This window comes from Burkholderia sp. AU19243, from assembly GCF_018148075.1.
Lineage (GTDB): Bacteria > Pseudomonadota > Gammaproteobacteria > Burkholderiales > Burkholderiaceae > Burkholderia > Burkholderia latens_A.
This window is the reverse complement of sequence record NZ_JAGSTV010000001.1, coordinates 169,129-188,858: the sequence shown is the minus strand read 5'-3', so window position 1 is coordinate 188,858 and position 19,730 is coordinate 169,129. Positions and strand designations below refer to the sequence as shown.

Here is a 19,730-nt window from a genome sequence, read left to right as displayed (position 1 = left end):
CCGGAGCGTGCCGCGTGAATCACGTCAGGCGCAGCGGTTCGATCATCAGTTTTTCCTCTTCGAGCCGGATCTGCACCGATTTGCCCAGTATGTCGGCGGGCAACGGGTTCTCGGTCGTGCGATAGATACCCGCGATCGAAATCAGTTCCGGTTCGAGACACGTGCAGAAGATGCGCGCGTCGTGATTGCCGTGCACGCCCGCGAGAGCGCGGCCGCGCAACGGCGCGTAGATGTGGATATTGCCTTCCGCGATGATCTCGGCGCCGTGACTGACCGGCGCGAGCACCACGAGGTCCCCTTTCGCGTAAATCTGCTGTCCCGAGCGCAGCGGCCGATCAACGACCAGCGTCTGGCCGCCCGCCGAAACCGGCGTCGGAGCAGGCTCCGGCGCCGGTTCCGCCGCCGCGGCGGCAGACGTGGCAACGGCAGCGGCCGGCTGCGCCGCATCGTCGGCCGGCTTCGCGGCCGCCACGCGGCGATCGCGCGCTTCGAGCAGCGGCAGGCCGGCTTCCGCCGCCCACGCCTGCGTCGGCAGCGCGACCACGCCCACCGGGCGCATCCGCACGTCGTTCAGCATTTGGCCGATATCGGCGAGCGCGACGCGTTCACCGTCCGCGAGACGGCGAACGTCGATCGCGACGACGTCGTCGGCGAAAAACTCGGGAGTCGCTTCGAAGCGCTTGACCAGTTCGGTACGCAACGCATCGAGATCGGTCGTCTTCACGGTGAACAGCAACGTATCGACCGATCCGCTGCGCAGCTCGAAGAATGGCGATTTTTTAAGCGACATGGACACTCTGCAAAAATTTTTTGCGTATTTTACAGGCGTCCGCGCGTGCGGCCATTATTTTTGGGGAATCTGGATGGCGACGGTCGCGGCCGCCGCACCGCGGGCCGGAGGGCATCGAGACGGCGCGAGCGAGGTGCGATCGCGCCGTGCGGCCTCGGCCGTCATGTGTCAGGGTGCATTGATGTGGGACACGAACAACGACTTCATCGCGCCGGGCATCCGCGCGATCGGTGCATGCTCGCCCGTGTTGCCGAAACCCGCCCGTTCGTAGAAGCGAATCGCGTTGCGGTTCGCATCGGCGATCCATGCGTAGACGTCCTGCGCGCCGCGCTCGGTCAGCCACGCGGTGGCCGTTTCGAGCAACAGCACGCCGCCGCGCAAGTGGCGGACCGCGTGCGCGACCCACAGCTCGCTGACGAACGCGCGCCGCTCGGGCGAATTGTCGAAATATGCACCGATCATGCCGGCCGGGTGGCCCTCGGTGTACAGAACGAAGGTCGTCGATTCGTCGGACGCGGCGCGCAGCGCGGCGATGGCCGCCGCCGCGTCGGCATCGACGGTCAGCAATTCGGCCTCCGGCGCTTCGCCGGGCGCGTACGGCTCACGCAGCGATGCGGCGCGGAGTTCGCGATACACGTTGCCCTGGTCGGCAGCGATACGACGAACGGTCAAGGTCGAACTCATGCAGGCACAGCCCCCTTCGGACAGCAAGTTACTAGCTTCAACCGAAAGCGGGGCATGAGTCAAATCGTTATTTTCAAATGGCGGCGCGAATCGAAAGTCGGCAGGCACCGCGCGGGCTGCCGCCCCCATGTGCTTGTGCGAGTGCAACATCGGCCTCGGCTGCATGCTCGCGTAGCGCCGCGCGGACGCCGTCGGCACGTGGGTCGCCGTGCTTGCGTTGTCATACGCGGCATTTCTGCGCGCGCATTCGCAGTTTCCCCGTCGCGATCGCAATCGTCCGTAATATGCGGCCGCGCATGCACCACGACGACGCGCGTGCGGATGCAGGAGTTATTGCATTGCAACATTCGTTGCGGCGTCCCGAAGCCGGTCGCTGACGCGCTTGTCGCGACGATTTGGTCAGACGAGAAAATCGTCCGCACGGGCGGATCGCGCGCCACCGCCGGTTTCAATCACCCCTTCGTCGGCCCTTCCCGACCGGCGCAATGGATGCGCCGCCGTTTGGAGTTTCCCGCCTAGCGCCCGGGTTTGGAAAGCCTGCACGACCGTCGTATAACTGGCACAACCGGACCATCGATCGGGTGCCGCGCTCCATGCCGCGGCCGAACGACGATCGGACCGGCAACAGAACGAGACATGCGGCCGCCTCGCCCCGCGCGCAAGCCCGCGCCAACAGGAGGGAGACAATGGCAATGACCGACGGACCGGCCGCGCGCTGGTCGGATGGCAAACGTTATCTGTGGCTGCTTGGCGCGCTGACGATCACGCTGCCGATCCTCGCGGCCCAGCTCGCGCTGTCGACGGGCGTGCACCTGTTCTGGTGGTTCGGCCCGCTGTTCGCGTTCGGCGTGATACCGATTCTCGACACGCTGATCGGCGACGATCGCGACAACCCTCCGGAAACCGCCGTCCCGCAGCTCGAGCGGGAACGCTACTACCGCTATATCGTCTATCTCGCGACGCTCGTCGAATACGTCGCATTCTTCATGTGCGTGTGGATCGTCGGCACGCATTCGCTGGCGTGGTACGACTACGCAGGCTTCGCGTTGTCGCTCGGCGCCGCGACGGGCATCTCGATCAATACCGCGCACGAACTCGGGCACAAGACGAGCCGCTTCGAGCGCTGGCTCGCGAAAATCACGCTCGCGCCGGTCGCGTACGGGCACTTCTTCGTCGAACACAACCGCGGCCATCACGTGCGCGTCGCGACGGCCGAGGATCCGGCAAGCGCGCGCTTCGGCGAATCGTTCTGGGCGTTCCTGCCGCGCACGGTGACGGGCAGCATCCGTTCGGCGTGGCGGCTCGAGAAGACGCGCCTCGAACGGCTCGGGCAGTCGCCGTGGACCTGGCGCAACGAGGTGCTGCACGCGTGGGCAATGACGGCTGGCGTCTGGGGCATCGCGATCGCGCTGGCCGGCAAGGCCGTGATCCCGTTCCTTGTGATCCAGGCCGTGTACGGCGCGTCGCTGCTCGAAGTCGTGAATTACATCGAGCACTACGGGCTCGGCCGGCGCAAACTCGCGAGCGGCCGCTACGAACGCTGCACGCCGCAGCATTCGTGGAACAGCAATCACGTCGTCACCAACCTGTTCCTGTATCAGCTGCAGCGGCACGCCGATCATCACGCGAACCCGACGCGCTCGTACCAGGCGTTGCGCCACTTCGACGACTCGCCGCAATTGCCGGCCGGCTACGCGACGATGATCCTGTTCGCGTATGTGCCGCCGCTCTGGTATCGCGTGATGAATCCGCGGGTCGTCGCGCACTATGGCGGCGACATGGCGCAATCGAACATCAAGCCGTCGATCCGCGCGCGTGTGCTCGCGCAGTATTCGGCCGCGGTGTGACATGCGTCGGCGCGGTCGAACGCACGAGCGTCACGCGGCCAGCGGCAACTTGAATACCGAGACCGCGTGCCGCAGCGCACTCGCCTGTTCGGCCAGCGCCTGCGTCGCCGCCGACGCCTGCTCGACGAGCGCTGCGTTGCGCTGCGTCGCCTCGTCCATCTGCGTGACCGCGACGTTCACCTGCTGGATGCCGCCGCTCTGCTCCTGCGACGCGGACGAGATCTCGCCCACGATCGTCGTCACCCGCTGCACCGCGCCGACGATCTCGTGAATCGATTCTCCCGCTCGGGCGATCAGTACGGCACCGTCGTCGACGCGACGCGTCGATTGCTCGATGAGCGTCTTGATCTCCTTCGCCGCGGCAGCACTACGCTGCGCCAGCGTGCGCACCTCGGATGCGACGACCGCGAAGCCGCGCCCCTGTTCGCCCGCCCGCGCCGCCTCGACGGCCGCGTTCAGCGCGAGGATGTTCGTCTGGAACGCGATGCCGTCGATCACCGCGATGATCTCGCCGACCTTCGCCGAGCTCGCGGCGATTCCGCTCATCGTCTCGACGGCGTCCGTCATCACGCTGCCGCCCGCGGACGCGATGTCCGACGCGTCCCTTGCGAGCTGCGCCGCGTGCTGCGCATGCTCGGCCGACTGGCGCACGATGCCTGTCAGCTCGGTCATGCTGGCGGCCGTTTCCTCGAGCGACGCGGCCTGCGCCTCCGTGCGCGACGACAGGTCGTGATTGCCCGATGCGATCTGCGCACTCGCCGTCGCGACGGCTTCGGCATGCGTGCGCACCTCGAGCACCACGCTCGACAGGCTGGCCTGCATCGTCTGCAACGCGCGCAGCAAGTCGGCGATCTCGTCGCGACCGGCCACGTCGACGTCGCGCGTCAGATCGCCGCCGGCCACCGCCTGCGCACAGGCGACTGCACGATCGAGCGGCCGCAGGATCGCACGGCTGAACAGGAATGCGCCAATCAGCGCGATGCCGAGCACGATCAGCATCAACACTACGCTCGCCACGGTCGCGCGGCTCGCATCGCGGCTCGCTCGCGCCGACACCGCGGCACTTTCGTCGGCGATCGTCTTCGCCGCGCGCTCGAGCAACGTCGCTGGCGCACGATCGACGCCCGCGACGGCAGCATCACCGGCCGCCGGCTCGAATCCCGCCGCCTTGAATGCGTCGAAGCCGCGCCGATAACCGTCGCCCATCGCCGCATGCGCGCGCATGAACTGCTCGACGAGCGTGCGGCTCTCGCCGGGCGGCAACTCGTTGACGAGCTGCGCGGCGAGCGTATCGACCGCGCGTTCGCGCGTCTGGAATGCCTGCCAGTACGTGGCGAGCTTGTCGGGCTGCTTGCCGCGCAGCAGCGTGTCCTTCCACTCCTGGACCTGCAGCTTGAACTGCACGAGCGTCGCCGATACGAGCCGCTCGTCGGCGACATGCGTCTGCACGTCGTTCGCGAACGTATCGATCGACCGGTTGAGGATGTGGATGCCGTACAGCGCGCCGCAGAACATCAGCAGCAGCGCAACGGCGAATGCGAAGGGAATCTTGTAGCTCAGTTTCATGGGACCTTGGATCGATGCATAACGACGACGGCGCGAAAAGCGCGCGTCGCCGTCCGCTGTTAACGGCGCACGAAGCCAGGGCTGAAGCGCGAACGGCGGCTGGGCCGCCGACGCTGGGCGGTCGGGTGCGGCCGCGACGGCCGACCGGCAGGCGTGAGCGCCCCCGCCGACGCGTGGAGATGGATGCGAATGCCGATGCGCGGGGGCGCATACCGCGGCATCGACAATGCACGGGAATGGGCGACCAAAACGAAAAACCCCGTGATCCTTTCGAATCACGGGGCTTCGTATTTTGGCGGAGAGGGTGGGATTCGAACCCACGGTACGGGGAAACCGTACGCCTGATTTCGAGTCAGGTACATTCGACCACTCTGCCACCTCTCCTTCCTTGCTGCTTCATTTCCCGGTTGGTCGTGTCCGGGAAAGCAAAGATTATAGAACGATATCTTCGAAACTCACAAGCCCTTTTTGCAAATTTTTTTGCCGGCCGTCGAACGGCGATCGTTGCGCGATCTCACGACGCCTGTGCGGGCGCTTCGATGCGCTCGAGTCCGCCCATGTACGGACGCAGCGCCTCGGGCACCGTAACCGAGCCGTCGGCGTTCTGGTAGTTCTCGAGCACCGCGACGAGCGTGCGGCCGACCGCGAGACCGGAGCCGTTCAGCGTATGCACGAGTTCCGGCTTGCCCTGCGCGTTGCGGAAGCGCGCCTGCATCCGGCGCGCCTGGAACGCCTCGGTGTTCGAGCAGCTCGAGATCTCGCGATAGGTGTTTTGCGCGGGCAGCCACACTTCGAGATCGAACGTCTTCGCGGCCGAGAAGCCCATGTCGCCCGTGCACAGCGTGATCACGCGGTACGGCAGGCCGAGCTTCTGCAGGATCGCTTCCGCGTGGCCGACCATTTCGTCGAGCGCCGCGTACGATGCGTCCGGCGCGACGATCTGAACCATCTCGACCTTGTCGAACTGGTGCTGACGGATCATCCCGCGCGTGTCGCGGCCGTACGAGCCGGCTTCCGAGCGGAAGCACGGCGAATGTGCGGTGAGCTTGATCGGCAGCGCGGAGCCTTCGACGATCGATTCGCGCACGGTATTCGTCAGCGAAATCTCGGACGTCGAGATCAGGTATTGCGTGATGGTGTTCTCGGCACCGCCCTTCTCGACGCGGAACATGTCGTCGGCGAACTTCGGCAGTTGGCCCGTGCCGTACAGGATTTCCGGGTTCACGATGTACGGCGTGTACGTCTCGCTATAGCCGTGCTGCTGCGTGTGCGTATCGATCATGAACTGCGCGAGCGCGCGGTGCAGGCGTGCGATCGAGCCGCGCAGCATCGTGAAGCGTGCACCGGCGAGCTTCGCGCCCGTCTCGAAATCGAGGCCGAGCGGCGTGCCGACGTCGACGTGATCCTTTACCTCGAAGTCGAACTGGCGCGGCGTGCCCCAGCGGCGCACTTCGACGTTGTCGGCCTCGTCCTTGCCGACCGGCACGCTTTCGTGCGCGATGTTCGGCATGCCCAGCATCAGGTCGGACAGACGCGCCTGAATCTCGCCGAGCTTCGCTTCCGACGCCTTCATTTCTTCGCCGATCCCGCCGACTTCAGCCATCACGGCCGACGTGTCCTCGCCCTTCCCCTTCATCGCGCCGATCTGCTTCGACAGGCTGTTGCGGCGCGCCTGGAGCTCTTCGGTACGGGTCTGGATCGCGCGGCGTTCCGCTTCGAGCGCGGAGAACGCGGCGACGTCGAGGGTGTAGCCGCGATCGGCGAGGCGCTTCGCGACGCCGTCGAGGTCTTTGCGCAGCAACTGGATGTCGAGCATGGGAGGACTTTGGAAAATCGTTGTGTAAGACGGGAATTCTAACGCACCGCGGGGCCGCTACGGCACTGGCCGGACGGACGATGGCGCAAACGCGCGCCGCGCATGGCAGTATTGCGGTGCGCATCGCGTATCGCGCCGCCGGCGAAAGCGCGCCGTGCAACAGCGCCGCGCAGCGCGCGACGGCGGCTCCGCCCTGATATCACCATTACCCGAGGGACCCCGATGGCCATCGAACTCGACAGGGACGTCCGCGACCGCGCGGTCGCGTCGCTGCAACGCTATTTCGCGGAAAACTTGGACGAGCCGATCGGCAACATCCAGGCCGGCGCGCTACTGCACTTCTTCGTCGAGGAAATCGCGCCGGCAATCTACAACCTCGCGATTGCCGATGCGCAGGAGCGCCTGCAGGCGCGGGTCGCCGAGCTTGACATCGAATGCCACGCGGAGCCGTTCGAGTACTGGAAAAAGCAGCCGGGCCCCAAGCGCTGACGCACCGGCCAGCTGCGCCGGGCGGCGGTCAGTCCTTCTTGCCGGCCTCGCGGTCGAGCTCGCGCAGCCATGCGAGCTTGTCGGCGATCTTCGATTCGAGCCCGCGCGGCACCGGCTTGTACCAATGCGGCTCGCGCATCCCTTCCGGCAGATAGCTCTCGCCGGCCGCATACGCGTTCGGCTCGTCGTGCGCGTAGCGGTACGCGTGACCATAGCCGAGTTCCTTCATCAGCTTGGTAGGCGCGTTGCGCAGATGCACGGGCACTTCGCGCGACTTGTCCTGTTTCACGAACGCCATCGCCTGGTTGAACGCGTTGTAGCCCGCGTTGCTCTTCGCCGCGCACGCGAGATAGATTACCGCCTGACCGAGCGCCAGCTCGCCTTCCGGAGACCCGAGCCGCTCGTAGGTTTCTGCTGCGTCGTTCGCCATCTGCAGCGCGCGCGGGTCGGCGAGGCCGATGTCTTCCCACGCCATCCGCACGATCCGTCGCGCGAGATATTTGGGATCCGCACCGCCGTCGATCATCCGGCAGAACCAGTACAGCGCGCCGTCCGGGCTCGAGCCGCGCACCGACTTGTGCAGTGCCGAGATCTGATCGTAGAAATTGTCGCCGCCCTTGTCGAAGCGCCGTGCGTTCAGCGTCATCGCATTGCTGACGAAATCGGCGTCGATGGTCGTGACCCGGGCCGAGGATGCAGCCGTTTGCGCCTGCTCCAGCAGATTCAGGAAGCGCCGCGCGTCACCATCCGCGTAACCGATCAGCGTATCGATCGCCTTGTCGTCGAACGCAAGCCCATCGAGCGCGATTTCCTGCGCGCGCTTGAGCAACTGCCGCATCTCGTCGTCGTTCAGCGACTTCAGCACATACACCTGCGCCCGTGACAGTAGCGCCGAGTTCACTTCGAAACTCGGGTTCTCGGTCGTCGCGCCGATGAAGGTCACGAGCCCCGACTCGACGAACGGCAGCAACGCGTCCTGCTGGCCCTTGTTGAAGCGATGGATTTCGTCGACGAACAGGATCGTGTGGCGGCCGGTGCGGTTCAACGTGTCCTTCGCCTGCTCCATCGCCTCGCGTATGTCCTTCACGCCGCCGAGCACCGCCGACAGCGCGATGAATTCGCAGTCGAAAGCGAGCGCGGTGAGGCGTGCAAGCGTCGTCTTGCCGACACCGGGCGGCCCCCACAGGATCATCGAATGCGGTTTGCCGGATTCGAACGCGAGCCGCAGCGGCTTGCCTTCGCCCAGCAGATGCGTCTGGCCGATCACCTCGGCGAGCGTCTTCGGCCGCAGCGCCTCGGCGAGCGGCCGGCGCGGCTCGACTTGAAACAGGTCGGACATGAACCCTCGCTCCAGATCAAACGATGGCGGCCGGACCGGCCGCCGGACCAGACATTATGACAGCGGCACGTCCGTGCCGCCGCGGGTGGCGCGTGGTAGCCGCGCGTCGTACTCGCGTCCGGTGACCGGGTCGGGTGTACACGTCATGTGCCCGCGCCTGGTGCCCGTGCCCGGTGCCCGCGCCCGGTGCCCGCGCCCGGTGCCCGCGCCCCCAAACAACACGGGCCTGCCGTTGCCGGCAGGCCCGTGGCGGGAAAACGGCGTAACGAACGTCAGCCGTTGATCACGTCCGCGCCTTTCGGCACGACGAACTTGAACGCATCGCCCTTCAACGGCGGGTTCGTCTGGATGTTCGTGAACGTCAGCAGCGTGACGTTGCCGAACACGTCGTGCAACTCCATTGCCGCAAGCGTGCCGTTGCGAAAGCCGATGCCGATCCGCTGGAACTGCGTGTCCTGCGCCTTCGGCAGCATCTCGAGCCATTCGATGCCGCCCTTCTCGCCAGCATCGCGCAGCGTGTAGTTCTTGTCGAGGTCGTTGCTGCCGAACAGGATCGCGGCCGGGCTCGCGCCAAGCGCGCCGTTCAGCTTGCGCTCGGTGACCTGGTTCAGGTCGCGGTCGTACACGTAGAGCTTGTCGCCGTCGGCCTGCAGCACCTGCTGGTACGGCTTCTGATAAGTCCAGATGAACTTGCCCGGGCGCGAGAACACGAACGTACCGCTCGAATTGTCGTTGGGCTTCGGTGCGGCTTGCGCGGCGCTCGCGCCCTTGGCCGGCGCCTTGACGATTTGCTGCGTGAAATCGCCCTTCGCCGAACGCACCTGCGACACGAAGGCCTTCAGCTGCTCGGTGCCGCCCGCGAACGCGTGCGTCGCCGCGAGCATCAGCGATGCGCCAACGCACGCCGCGCCGAGCCAGCGCCGCGTCGAACGAAGGGAAGGGACGAACGAAAGTTGCTGCATGATGCGGTTTTCTCCCTGGGTGGCCGGCGCTGCGAGCGCCGCGGACTCATTCCGCGTCGCGCACCGGCACAAGAATTTCGCGGTTGCCGCTCGACGACATCGCCGACACAAGCCCCGACTGTTCCATCTGTTCGAGCAGCCGCGCCGCGCGGTTGTAGCCGATCCGCAAATGGCGCTGCACGAGCGAGATCGACGCGCGGCGGTTCTTGATGACGATTTCGACCGCCTGGTCGTACAGCGGATCTGACTCGCCGCCGCCTTCACCGGTTCCCGCACCGGCCGAGCCCTCGTCGCCGTCGGCGGCGCCGCCTTCGAGCAGCCCTTCGACGTAGTTCGGCTCGCCCTGTTCCTTGAGCTTCTCGACGACGCGATGCACTTCGTCGTCGGCGACGAACGCGCCGTGCACGCGCACCGGCAACCCGGTGCCCGGCGGCAGGTAAAGCATGTCGCCCATGCCGAGCAGCGATTCGGCGCCCATCTGGTCGAGAATCGTGCGCGAGTCGATCTTCGACGACACCTGGAATGCGATTCGCGTCGGCACGTTCGCCTTGATCAGGCCCGTGATCACGTCGACGGACGGACGCTGCGTCGCGAGGATCAGGTGGATGCCGGCCGCGCGCGCCTTCTGCGCGATCCGCGCGATCAGCTCCTCGACCTTCTTGCCGACGACCATCATCAAGTCGGCCAGCTCGTCGATCACGACCACGATGTTCGGCAGGCGGCCGAGCGGCTCGGGATCGTCCGGCGTCAGGCTGAACGGATTCGGAATCTTTTCCTCGCGCTTCGCCGCGTCGTCGATCTTGTTGTTGTAGCCGGCGAGGTTGCGCACGCCGAGCTTGCTCATCAGCTTGTAGCGGCGCTCCATTTCCGCGACCGTCCAGTTCAGCGCGTGGCCGGCCTGGCGCATGTCGGTGACGACCGGACACAGCAGATGCGGAATGCCTTCGTAGACGCTCATTTCGAGCATCTTCGGATCGATCAGGATCAGGCGCACCTGCTCGGCGGTCGCCTTGTACAGCAACGACAGGATCATCGCGTTGATCCCGACCGACTTGCCCGAACCGGTCGTGCCGGCGACGAGCAAGTGAGGCATCTTCGCGAGATCCGCGCACACGGGCTTGCCGCCGATGTCCTTGCCGAGGCTCAGCGTCAGCGCCGACGATGCTGCCGCATAGACCTCCGAGCCGATGATCTCGGACAGATGGACTGTCTGGCGGCGCTGGTTCGGCAGCTCGAGCGCCATGTAGTTCTTGCCGGGGATCGTTTCGACCACGCGGATCGACACGAGCGACAGCGAACGTGCAAGATCCTTCGCAAGGTTGACGATCTGGCTGCCCTTCACGCCGGTGGCCGGCTCGATCTCGTAGCGCGTGACGACGGGGCCCGGATACGCGGCCACGACGCTCGCCTCGACGCCGAAATCCTTCAGCTTCTTCTCGATCAGGCGCGACGTGAATTCGAGCGTATCGGCCGAAATCGCTTCCTGCGTCTTGGGTGCGGGATCGAGCAGCGACACCGGCGGCAGCGTCGAGTCGCCCGGCAGATCGGTGAACAGCGGCACCTGGCGCTCGCGCTCGACGCGCTCGGACTTCGCCGGCGTGACGACCGGCGGCACGATCGTCACGGGCTCGTGATCCTCGATGCGCACACGCTCTTCCTCGACCTTGCCTTCGCGACGCACGGCCGCTGCCTCGCCGAGCTTGCGGTCGCGCTCGGCCTCGCGGCGCAGCTTCGCGACGTTGACGGCCGACAGGATCGCGCCGCCGACGCGCTCGGCGACCGACAGCCACGAAAAGCGGAAATACAGCGACAAGCCGATCGCCAGCAGAATCAGCAGCAGCAGCGTGCCGCCAGTGAAGCCGAACGCGTGCGACATCGCGCCGGCGACGGCCTCGCCGATCACGCCGCCCGGCGCGCGCGGCAATTGCACCTTCAGCGACCACATCCGCAGCGCTTCGATGCCATCGCACGCGAGCACGACGAGCACGAACGCGAAGATTTCGGTAAGCCAGCCGATCGGCCGCTCCGGTTCGTCGACGACCGCCTCGTGACGCGTGATGCGCCGGTAGTTGACCGCGATGCGCCGCGCGAGCGGCACGATCAGCCAATACGCGGACAGCCCGAACAGCAGCAGGATGATGTCGGCCGTCCACGCGCCGACGCGCCCGGCCCAGTTCGAGATGTGGTCCACCTGCGCGGCATGCGTCCAGCTCGGATCGCGCCGGCTATAGCTCAGCAGGGCCATCACCAGAAAAGCGCAGAGCGCGACCTGGAGAATCCAGCGGATCTCCGTGAGGAGCTTCGACATCCGGTGCGGCAACGCCTGTGCCTGGGCGGAATAAGGAGCTTTTGCCATGAATCCGTATAAAGAGGACGGGCCGCGCGCCCGCCTGTCGTTCGATCGCGCTTATTGTAAACGCTGCATCGGGCCGCCAAGTGTAAATGACGGTTACATCAAAGCGACGCGCCGCTCATCCGGTGGCTAAGGCGGCTACGGCGGATGCGAGCCGGACGCGCCGGCTGCGACAATGCACCGCGCGGTGCGCCGCCGCCGGTAGTCGGCGCTTCCGCCCGGCCGCCCATGGCTGCGCGCGCCGGCCAGCCGCGAAACGCTATCGTCGCGATTGAAACTCTCGTTCGGCAGCGCAGCAACGGGGCCTTTATAATGCGCGTCTGATACCCATCTACGACGGCATCCCGGTCAACCAGACCGCTCGGCGCGCCTTACCCAGCCCGCCGCGGCCGACTTTTACGGATTCGCACATGTCCACGCCCAAACACGCCAAAGTCCTGATTCTCGGTTCCGGCCCCGCCGGCTACACGGCCGCCGTCTACGCGGCACGCGCCAACCTGTCCCCGGTGCTGATCACCGGCATCGCGCAGGGCGGCCAGCTGATGACGACGACCGACGTTGAAAACTGGCCGGCGGACGCGAAGGGCGTGCAAGGCCCGGAACTCATGGCGCGCTTTCAGGAGCACGCGGAGCGCTTCAACACCGAAATCGTCTTCGACCACATCCATACCGCGAAGCTGCACGAGAAGCCGATCCGGCTGATCGGCGACTCGGGTGAATACACGTGCGATGCGCTGATCATCGCGACCGGCGCATCCGCGCAGTATCTCGGCCTGCCCTCCGAGGAAGCGTTCATGGGCAAGGGCGTGTCGGCCTGCGCAACCTGCGACGGTTTCTTCTATCGCAACCAGGAAGTCGCGGTGATCGGTGGCGGCAACACGGCCGTCGAGGAAGCGCTGTACCTGACGGGCATTGCGAAGAAGGTCACGGTGATCCACCGCCGCGACAAGTTCCGCGCCGAGCCGATCCTGATCGACCGGCTGCTCGAGAAGGAAAAGGAAGGCGTCGTCGACATCAAGTGGGATCACGTGCTCGACGAAGTGACGGGCGAGGAGTCGGGTGTCACGGGCCTGCGCATCAAGAACGTGAAAACGGGCGCGACGCAGGATCTGACCGTGCAGGGCGTGTTCGTCGCAATCGGCCACAAGCCGAACACCGACCTGTTCCAGGGTCAGCTGGAAATGAAAGACGGCTACATCCTGACGAAGAGCGGCCTGCAGGGCAACGCGACGTCGACGAGCGTGCCGGGCGTGTTCGCCGCCGGCGACGTGCAGGACAACGTGTATCGCCAGGCGATCACGAGCGCCGGCACCGGCTGCATGGCCGCGCTCGACGCGCAGCGCTACCTGGAAAGCCTGCACGACAAGAAGTAAGCCGCAAGCGTTTGCCGCGGCGGGCGCTACAATGGCGTCCGCTGCCGTGCAGCGCGCTTGACCGGAAAGCCGCTGCCGCGCAGCGGCTTTTTTGTGCCCGCGCGCCCGAACGCGCTTGCCCCGTTATCGAATCATGGCGAAGAACCAGCCTCATCCGAGCGATCCCGCGAAGCGGCAGATCGCTGCCCGTTCCGCGAATCCCGCGCCCGCGGCGCCGCCGCCCGTGCCGGCCCCCTCCGCGCTGCGCGGCCAGGGCCTCGCGGGCCTCGGCGCGTTGCGCAGCGCACTGCAGGGCGAAGCCGAGCGTCGCGAGCGCGCGCGGATCGAAACCGCGCAGGCCGCACGCAAGGCCGAAGCCGACGCGAACCTGTTCCGCAACGAAATCGGCGCGATCCGCCCGCTGAACGCGCCGCCGCGGGCAGCGTCCGGCCGCATCCCGCCCGCGCCAGTGCCAAAGCAGACCCAGCGTGACGAGGAAGCGGTGCTGAACGCGACGCTGTCCGACGAATTCGATCCGGAGACGCTGCTCGACAGCGACGAATCGCTGTATTACCACCGCCCGGGCATCAGTCGCGACGTCGTGCGCAAGTTGCGCAGCGGCGCGTGGATCGTGCAGGCGCAGCTCGACCTGCACGGGATGCGGCGCGACGAGGCGCGCGACGCGCTCGCCGAATTCATCCGCGAAGCCGGCAAGAAAGGGCTGCGCTGCCTGCGCGTAATCCATGGAAAAGGGCTCGGGTCGATCGGCAAGGAACCCGTGCTGAAGGGCAAGGTGCGCGCGTGGCTCGTGCAGAAGGAGGAAGTGATCGCGTTCTGCGAAGCGCGCGGCCACGACGGCGGCGCCGGCGCGGTGCTCGTGCTGCTGCAGCCGCTGACGGCGCCTGCCGAACGGGGGCCGCGTGCCGCATCCTAGGCTGACGCTTGCGATCGCGGTGCTTGAGGCGATCGCGACGCTGGCTTTCGCGATCTCGGGGTTCATCGAGGCGCGCAAGAATCGCCTGGACTCGGTCGGCACGTTCGTCGTCGCGCTCGCCACCGCGTTCGGCGGCGGCACGCTGCGCGACATCCTGCTCGAGCGCCGGCCGTTCTACTGGGTCGTGCACGACGACTACGTGATCGCCATCTTCGTGCTCGCGCTGTTCGCACCGTTCGTGCTGCGCTTGCTGTCGCGGCTCTCGGCCGAGCGGATGCTGCTGGTGGCCGACGCGATCGGGCTCGGCATCTTCAGCATCTCGGGCACCGCGATCGCGCTCGATGCCGAGATGCCGCGCTTCATCGCGGTGATGATGGGCGTGATCACCGGCGTGGTCGGCGGCATCATTCGCGACGTGCTGTGCAACGACATCCCGCTGATCCTGCGCGATTCGCGGCCGTACGCGACCTGCGCGTTCGTCGGCTGCTGGTTTTATCTGCTGCTCGTGTGGCTGCAGTGCGACCTGGTGTACAGCATGCTGCTCGCGACCGCGCTTACGCTCGTCGCGCGGCTCGTCACGTTCAAACTCGACGTGCGGTTGCCGCACTGACGCAAACCGTTTTCCAGCATCTCAAGGGACCGATTCGGCAGTCCCTTGCCGCTGGACGCTCGTGATTCAGATCAAAACGAGCGAGTGCATATCGACACAATTCTTTACATTCTCCTTTCATTTCGCGACAAAACCATGCTACGTTCCGCCGCATGATTTCAACCTAGCGGCAGCGACATGGTCATCTTTTATGCGGTGGTCGAAGACGATCCACTGGACAGTGGCGGCTACGTCCTCGACGGGGGCAAATGCGGAACGATCGTCGGTGACGACGGCAAGCATCGAAGAATCACGTTCGTCGGACAACGTGCATGGTGTAGCACCTGCGAAAGCATCGGAACAATTGAAGCTGCACCCTGGGCTCCAAATGCAAAGCGATTACGCGACTTCACATGCGCAGGAAGAGTTCAGGCGCTGAGCGGAGATTGGGTTCGATGCCAATGCGACCGTCCTCCACGCATCAACTCCCGGTACGGACGCAAATGGAAAATAGAAGGAATAGCGCACAACGTGGAAATACCCGCCCCCGCCGCGATGTCGTCCCTCCAGCCGCCTGTGCCGCTCGTCTATGACGATCGCTTCGTCCTTCGGGACATTGCCGGCAATCCTCTGAGCTACGCCCGTTATGCGCTGCGGCGTGACACGGGAACGTTCGAATACGGCACGACGGACAGGCTGGGATACACGCACCTGCTTGCCTCGGTGCGGCACGCGGAAAACATAACGATCTATCTCGCGGAATAGCCATGCCGGACCATACTCACGTGTCGCCTGACGGCAATCGATACAAGCGGATCGCAACACGCACGACCACGCCAACGAGCGATACTTCACCGAAGCCGGTCACTGCGCGGTTCAAGACATTCTGGAAAACGGTCCGTCAGTGGACTGATACCGACATCGCTGAATACCATCTCACGCTGCCACAGCTGGCAACACAAATCCAGACAGAAACTTATTGGGATCGCAATGGAAGCACGCGCGCGAATCGATTTACGTGCGAGGACTTCGCACTACGCGTGCTTATCCAGTTTTCCGCCTTGCGAGGGCTGCCGCTCTGCCTGACAACGGACGTACGAAGCTATCGGAATATCGAAATCTACGGCGAGTCCGAGCATGGACGATACGATTCGACAATGTACGGTTTCGCCGATATGGTATCGCTGACTTTCGGCGCACCAGACTTACAGCGTACAGATTCGAACACCGTGCATCTCCACGCGCCGGAGTCACTGCTGCCTGGAGACATGCTTGTACAGGCCAATGATCGCGCAGGCATCGGACACCACGTTCAAATGGTCATAAGGGTCTCGCCGTCGTCCATTGCGATCATGCAGGGTAATTCGAGTGGCGTGATCGTTCGCCCGTTCACAACAATCATGCGAATCTTCGGTCGCAATCGTGCGGATCCGCGAAGTGGCAGCTACGCAGGCATGAGGGTCGAGAATGGGCATTACACATCCGGCGAGGACGGGTGGGACTACAGAAACGAGACAACAGGCGCCGAAGTCAAAGACTTTCTGAAGCAGTTTCAGCTGTATCGCTGGAATTTCACCGCATTTAACCAGTAAGCCGTGGAACGGACATGCGTGCGCTTTTTCTGATGATCGCGGATAGCGATCTATTCGGTGCACTCGCGACAGTGTGTTTGCTTGTCGCAGTGGCCGGCTTATTTCCCAAGATACGCCGCTCGAATCTTTATTTTCCAGCCGTCTTCACGTGTCTTCTGTTCATGCCTGCGCTACACGCGATCGGTTCATATTTCCTCTCACTGCCGCATCCGTGACTGCACCGTGCGGCCCTCAGACATCGAGGAAAGGCTGTAACGACCGCGAATGCAGCGGCCTGGCTTACGCCCGGGCAGTCGACGAGCAGCCAAACCATCTGTGGCCTGAACACATCGTCGATAGCCCCAAGCGTGTTTGCCTCACGCAATCCGCTCTTCCGACGCCGGATCGAACAGCACCGCCTTCGACACGTCGAACAGCAACGACTGCGTCTGCCCCGGCTGCGGATTCGCGGCCGGATGCACGCGGCTCACGATCCGCTTGCCGTTCACCTGCGCGAACACGTGCGTGTCCGGCCCCGTCGGCTCCGTCACGTCGACGCGCACGTCGATCGGCTGCAGCTTCGACGCCTCGCCGTGATGCGCGTTGCGCGCGTCGGTGATGCGCTCCGGACGCAGGCCGAGGATCACCTCGCGGCCGACGTGGCCGTTCATCCGCTTCGCGTCGAACGGCAGGTTCAGCGCGCTGCGCCCAAGCCCCGTGTCGATCTCGAGCGCGACGCCGCTGCCCTGCTCCACCAGCTTGCCGTTGATGAAGTTCATCGGCGGCGCGCCGATGAAGCCGGCGACGAACAGGTTCGACGGCGAATCGTAGATTTCCTGCGGCGCGCCGAACTGCTGGACGACACCGTCCTTCATCACCGCGATCCGGTCGCCAAGCGTCATCGCCTCGATCTGGTCGTGCGTCACGTAGACGATCGTCGTGCCGAGGCGCTGGTGCAGCAGCTTGATTTCCGCGCGCATCTCGATGCGCAGCTTCGCGTCGAGGTTCGACAGCGGCTCGTCGAACAGGAACAACGACGGATCGCGCGCGAGCGCGCGGCCCATCGCGACGCGCTGGCGCTGGCCGCCCGACAGCTGGCCAGGCTTGCGGTCGAGCAGATGCTGGATCTGCAGCATCGCGGACACCCGCTCGACGATCTGCTGCTGCTCGCTCTTCGGCACCTTGCGGATGTTCAAGCCGAACGAGATGTTCTCGCGCACCGTCATCGACGGATACAGCGCGTACGACTGGAACACCATCGCGATGTCGCGATCCTTCGGCGACAAGTCGTTGACGACCTTGCCGTCGATGCAGATCTCGCCGCTCGTCACGGTCTCGAGGCCGGCGATCATGTTGAGCAGCGTCGATTTCCCGCAGCCCGATCCGCCGACCAGGATCAGGAACTGTCCGTCCTCGATCTCGATGTCGACACCCTTCAGGACCGGCACCCCGTTCGGGTAGGTCTTGTACACGTCACGGATGGAAAGGCTTGCCATGCTGTGAATCCTCTGTCTCGTCTCGCGCGGCGCTACGGCGCCGCGTCGGGTTCGTTTCGATGCGCCGCGCGTCGCGCGCGGCCGGTTCGTCGTATCGGATGAAGCCGCGCTTACCCCTTCACCGCGCCCGCCGTCAGGCCGCGCACGAAGTAGCGGCCGGCGACCACGTAGACGAGCAGCGTCGGCAGCGCGGCGATGATCGCGCCGGCCATGTCGACGTTGTATTCCTTCACGCCCGTCGACGTGTTCACGAGGTTGTTCAGCGCGACCGTGATCGGCATCGAGTCGACGCCGGAGAACACGATCCCGAACAGGAAGTCGTTCCAGATCTGCGTGAACTGCCAGATCAGGCACACCATGAAGATCGGCAGCGACACCGGCAGCAGGATCTTCGTGAAGATCGTGAAGAAGCCCGCGCCGTCGATGCGTGCGGCCTTCACGAGCTCGGCCGGCACGCTCACGTAGAAGTTGCGGAAGAACATCGTCGTGAATGCGATCCCGTACACGACGTGCACGAACACCAGGCCCGGAATCGTGTTCGCAAGGCCGAGCATCCCCTGCAGACGCGCCATCGGCAGCAGGATGACCTGGAACGGAATGAAGCAGCCGACCAGCATCATCGTGAACAGCGCATCCGCGCCGCGAAAGCGCCAGTGCGTGAGCACGTAGCCGTTGAACGCGCCGATCAGCGACGAGATCAGCACGGCCGGAATCACCATCTGCAGCGAGTTCAGGAAGAACGGCTTCATCCCGTCGCAGCGCACGCCGGTACACGCGCCGCTCCACGCCTTCACCCACGGATCGACGGTCCAGTGCGACGGCGGCGTCAACAGGTTGCCGGTACGAAGCTGGTCGAGATCCTTGAACGACGTCGACAGCATCACGTAGATCGGGAACAGGAAATACAGCGCGAACAGGATCAGCGCCGCATAGATCACTGCCCGGCTGATCGTCATCTTAGGCTGCATTGCGGGTGCTCCTCGATTCCATATACATCAGCGGCACCAGCACCGCGACCACCGTCGCGAGCATCATCACCGACGACGCCGCGCCCAGGCCCAACTGGCCGCGGTTGAACGAAAACGTGTACATGAACATGGCCGGCAGCGACGACGACGTGCCGGGCCCGCCCGCGGTCAGCGCGACGACCAGGTCGAACGTCTTGATCGTGATGTGGCACAGGATCAGCAGCACCGAGAAGAATACAGGCCGCATGCTCGGGATCACGATCTTGCGGTAGATGGTCGGAAGCGTCGCGCCGTCGACCTGAGCGGCCTTGAAAATCTCGCCGTCGACGCCGCGCAGCCCCGCGAGGAACAGCGCCATCACGAAGCCGGTCGACTGCCACACGGCCGCGATCACGATACAGAAGATCGCCTTGTCCGGATCGTCGAGCCAGCCGAACGAGAAGCTCGTCCAGCCCCAGTCGTGCATCACCTTCTCGAGGCCGAGACCCGGGTTCAGGATCCACTGCCATGCGGTGCCGGTCACGATGAACGACAGCGCCATCGGGTACAGGAAGATCGCGCGCAGCGCGCCTTCGTTGCGGATGCGCTGGTCGAGCAGGATCGCGAGGAACAGGCCGAGCCCGACGCAGATCGCGATGAACGGAATCCCGAACCAGCCGAGGTTCGCGGCGGAAGTCCACCACACATCGTTCTGGAACAGGTCCGTGTAACGGCCGAAGCCGTCGAATTCGTAGTTCGGCAACAGCCGCGAATTGGTCAGCGACAGATAGCCGGTAATCAGGATGAAGCCGTAGATGAACACCACGGCGATCGCGAGGCTCGGCGCGAGCACGAGCTTCGGGATCCAGCGATCGGCGAAGGCCGACATCGGCGACGTGCGCCGCGCGACGGCAGTGCCGGATCCGTTTCCGCTAAGAGGGGCAGCCACTTGATTCGACTCCTGGAACGAGGGCGGCGCAGGCCGGGGCCGGCAC

The 19,730-nt window shown here is 65.1% G+C and carries 17 protein-coding genes and 1 tRNA gene; 7 read left to right on the top strand and 11 right to left on the bottom strand.

The annotated features are described in order from the left end of the window. Positions 1–19: 19 nt before the first annotated feature. Positions 20–790, bottom strand: a complete 771-nt coding sequence (gene minC, locus KDW55_RS00875) for a septum site-determining protein MinC (protein WP_040143640.1) — start codon at positions 788–790, stop codon at positions 20–22. Between the two features lie 168 nt (positions 791–958). Further along, positions 959–1,603, bottom strand: coding sequence for a GNAT family N-acetyltransferase (locus tag KDW55_RS00870; protein WP_226208937.1), 645 nt, complete (start codon positions 1,601–1,603; stop codon positions 959–961). A 557-nt stretch (positions 1,604–2,160) separates the two neighbouring features. Between KDW55_RS00870 and KDW55_RS00865 the strand changes: the two genes are divergently transcribed. Beyond that, the gene (locus KDW55_RS00865) at positions 2,161–3,321 is read left to right on the top strand and encodes an alkane 1-monooxygenase (RefSeq protein ID WP_069241080.1); all 1,161 of its coding nucleotides are present in this window, start codon (positions 2,161–2,163) and stop codon (positions 3,319–3,321) included. Between the two features lie 30 nt (positions 3,322–3,351). Here the strand turns inward: KDW55_RS00865 and KDW55_RS00860 are convergent, their stop codons facing one another. The 3 genes from KDW55_RS00860 to serS all read right to left on the bottom strand — a co-directional run bounded on the left by KDW55_RS00860 (position 3,352) and on the right by serS (position 6,703). Then, entirely contained in the window at positions 3,352–4,887 is a 1,536-nt protein-coding gene (locus KDW55_RS00860; RefSeq protein ID WP_209825028.1) for a methyl-accepting chemotaxis protein, read from the bottom strand. 293 nt (positions 4,888–5,180) lie between these two features. Continuing rightward, positions 5,181–5,271, bottom strand: a tRNA-Ser gene (locus KDW55_RS00855). A 130-nt stretch (positions 5,272–5,401) separates the two neighbouring features. Next, positions 5,402–6,703 carry a serine--tRNA ligase gene (gene serS / locus KDW55_RS00850; protein ID WP_040143636.1) on the bottom strand — a complete coding sequence of 434 codons (1,302 nt, stop codon included), beginning with the start codon at positions 6,701–6,703 and terminating at the stop codon, positions 5,402–5,404. A gap of 222 nt (positions 6,704–6,925) precedes the next feature. Between serS and KDW55_RS00845 the strand changes: the two genes are divergently transcribed. Next, positions 6,926–7,192, top strand: a complete 267-nt coding sequence (locus KDW55_RS00845) for a DUF2164 domain-containing protein (protein ID WP_209825283.1) — start codon at positions 6,926–6,928, stop codon at positions 7,190–7,192. Between the two features lie 28 nt (positions 7,193–7,220). Here KDW55_RS00845 and KDW55_RS00840 read toward each other — a convergent pair whose 3' ends face one another. The 3 genes from KDW55_RS00840 to KDW55_RS00830 form a co-directional block, all read right to left on the bottom strand. Beyond that, positions 7,221–8,531: a replication-associated recombination protein A gene (locus KDW55_RS00840; RefSeq protein WP_040143634.1), complete on the bottom strand. Its 1,311-nt coding sequence runs from the start codon at positions 8,529–8,531 to the stop codon at positions 7,221–7,223. 272 nt (positions 8,532–8,803) lie between these two features. Further along, complete coding sequence (gene lolA / locus KDW55_RS00835) at positions 8,804–9,493, bottom strand: outer membrane lipoprotein chaperone LolA (RefSeq protein WP_040143633.1); 690 nt, start codon at positions 9,491–9,493, stop codon at positions 8,804–8,806. Between the two features lie 46 nt (positions 9,494–9,539). Beyond that, a complete protein-coding gene (locus KDW55_RS00830; protein WP_212149461.1) occupies positions 9,540–11,849 on the bottom strand; it encodes a DNA translocase FtsK in 2,310 nt (769 codons plus the stop codon). A 407-nt stretch (positions 11,850–12,256) separates the two neighbouring features. On the opposite strand from KDW55_RS00830, the gene trxB reads away from it, so the two are divergent. From trxB to KDW55_RS00805, 5 genes are all read left to right on the top strand, one after another. Continuing rightward, entirely contained in the window at positions 12,257–13,219 is a 963-nt protein-coding gene (gene trxB / locus KDW55_RS00825) for a thioredoxin-disulfide reductase (protein WP_059543883.1), read from the top strand. A gap of 133 nt (positions 13,220–13,352) precedes the next feature. Continuing rightward, positions 13,353–14,132 carry a Smr/MutS family protein gene (locus KDW55_RS00820; RefSeq protein WP_209825024.1) on the top strand — a complete coding sequence of 260 codons (780 nt, stop codon included), beginning with the start codon at positions 13,353–13,355 and terminating at the stop codon, positions 14,130–14,132. Further along, positions 14,119–14,742 (top strand): trimeric intracellular cation channel family protein, encoded by a 624-nt coding sequence (locus KDW55_RS00815; protein WP_069241078.1) that lies wholly within the window; start codon positions 14,119–14,121, stop codon positions 14,740–14,742. Before KDW55_RS00820 ends, KDW55_RS00815 begins: the two co-directional genes overlap by 14 nt. Positions 14,743–14,919: 177 nt before the next feature. Beyond that, entirely contained in the window at positions 14,920–15,486 is a 567-nt protein-coding gene (locus KDW55_RS00810) for a hypothetical protein (protein ID WP_212149495.1), read from the top strand. Positions 15,487–15,488: 2 nt separating this feature from the next. Then, positions 15,489–16,313: a hypothetical protein gene (locus KDW55_RS00805; protein ID WP_212197866.1), complete on the top strand. Its 825-nt coding sequence runs from the start codon at positions 15,489–15,491 to the stop codon at positions 16,311–16,313. A gap of 356 nt (positions 16,314–16,669) precedes the next feature. On the opposite strand, the gene ugpC is transcribed toward KDW55_RS00805, so the two are convergent. The 3 genes from ugpC to KDW55_RS00790 form a co-directional block, all read right to left on the bottom strand. Next, positions 16,670–17,788 (bottom strand): sn-glycerol-3-phosphate ABC transporter ATP-binding protein UgpC, encoded by a 1,119-nt coding sequence (gene ugpC / locus KDW55_RS00800; protein WP_069241075.1) that lies wholly within the window; start codon positions 17,786–17,788, stop codon positions 16,670–16,672. Between the two features lie 110 nt (positions 17,789–17,898). Then, a complete protein-coding gene (locus KDW55_RS00795) occupies positions 17,899–18,756 on the bottom strand; it encodes a carbohydrate ABC transporter permease (RefSeq protein WP_040143627.1) in 858 nt (285 codons plus the stop codon). Beyond that, positions 18,746–19,684 carry a sugar ABC transporter permease gene (locus KDW55_RS00790; RefSeq protein ID WP_040143626.1) on the bottom strand — a complete coding sequence of 313 codons (939 nt, stop codon included), beginning with the start codon at positions 19,682–19,684 and terminating at the stop codon, positions 18,746–18,748. Before KDW55_RS00790 ends, KDW55_RS00795 begins: the two co-directional genes overlap by 11 nt. Positions 19,685–19,730: the final 46 nt, after the last annotated feature.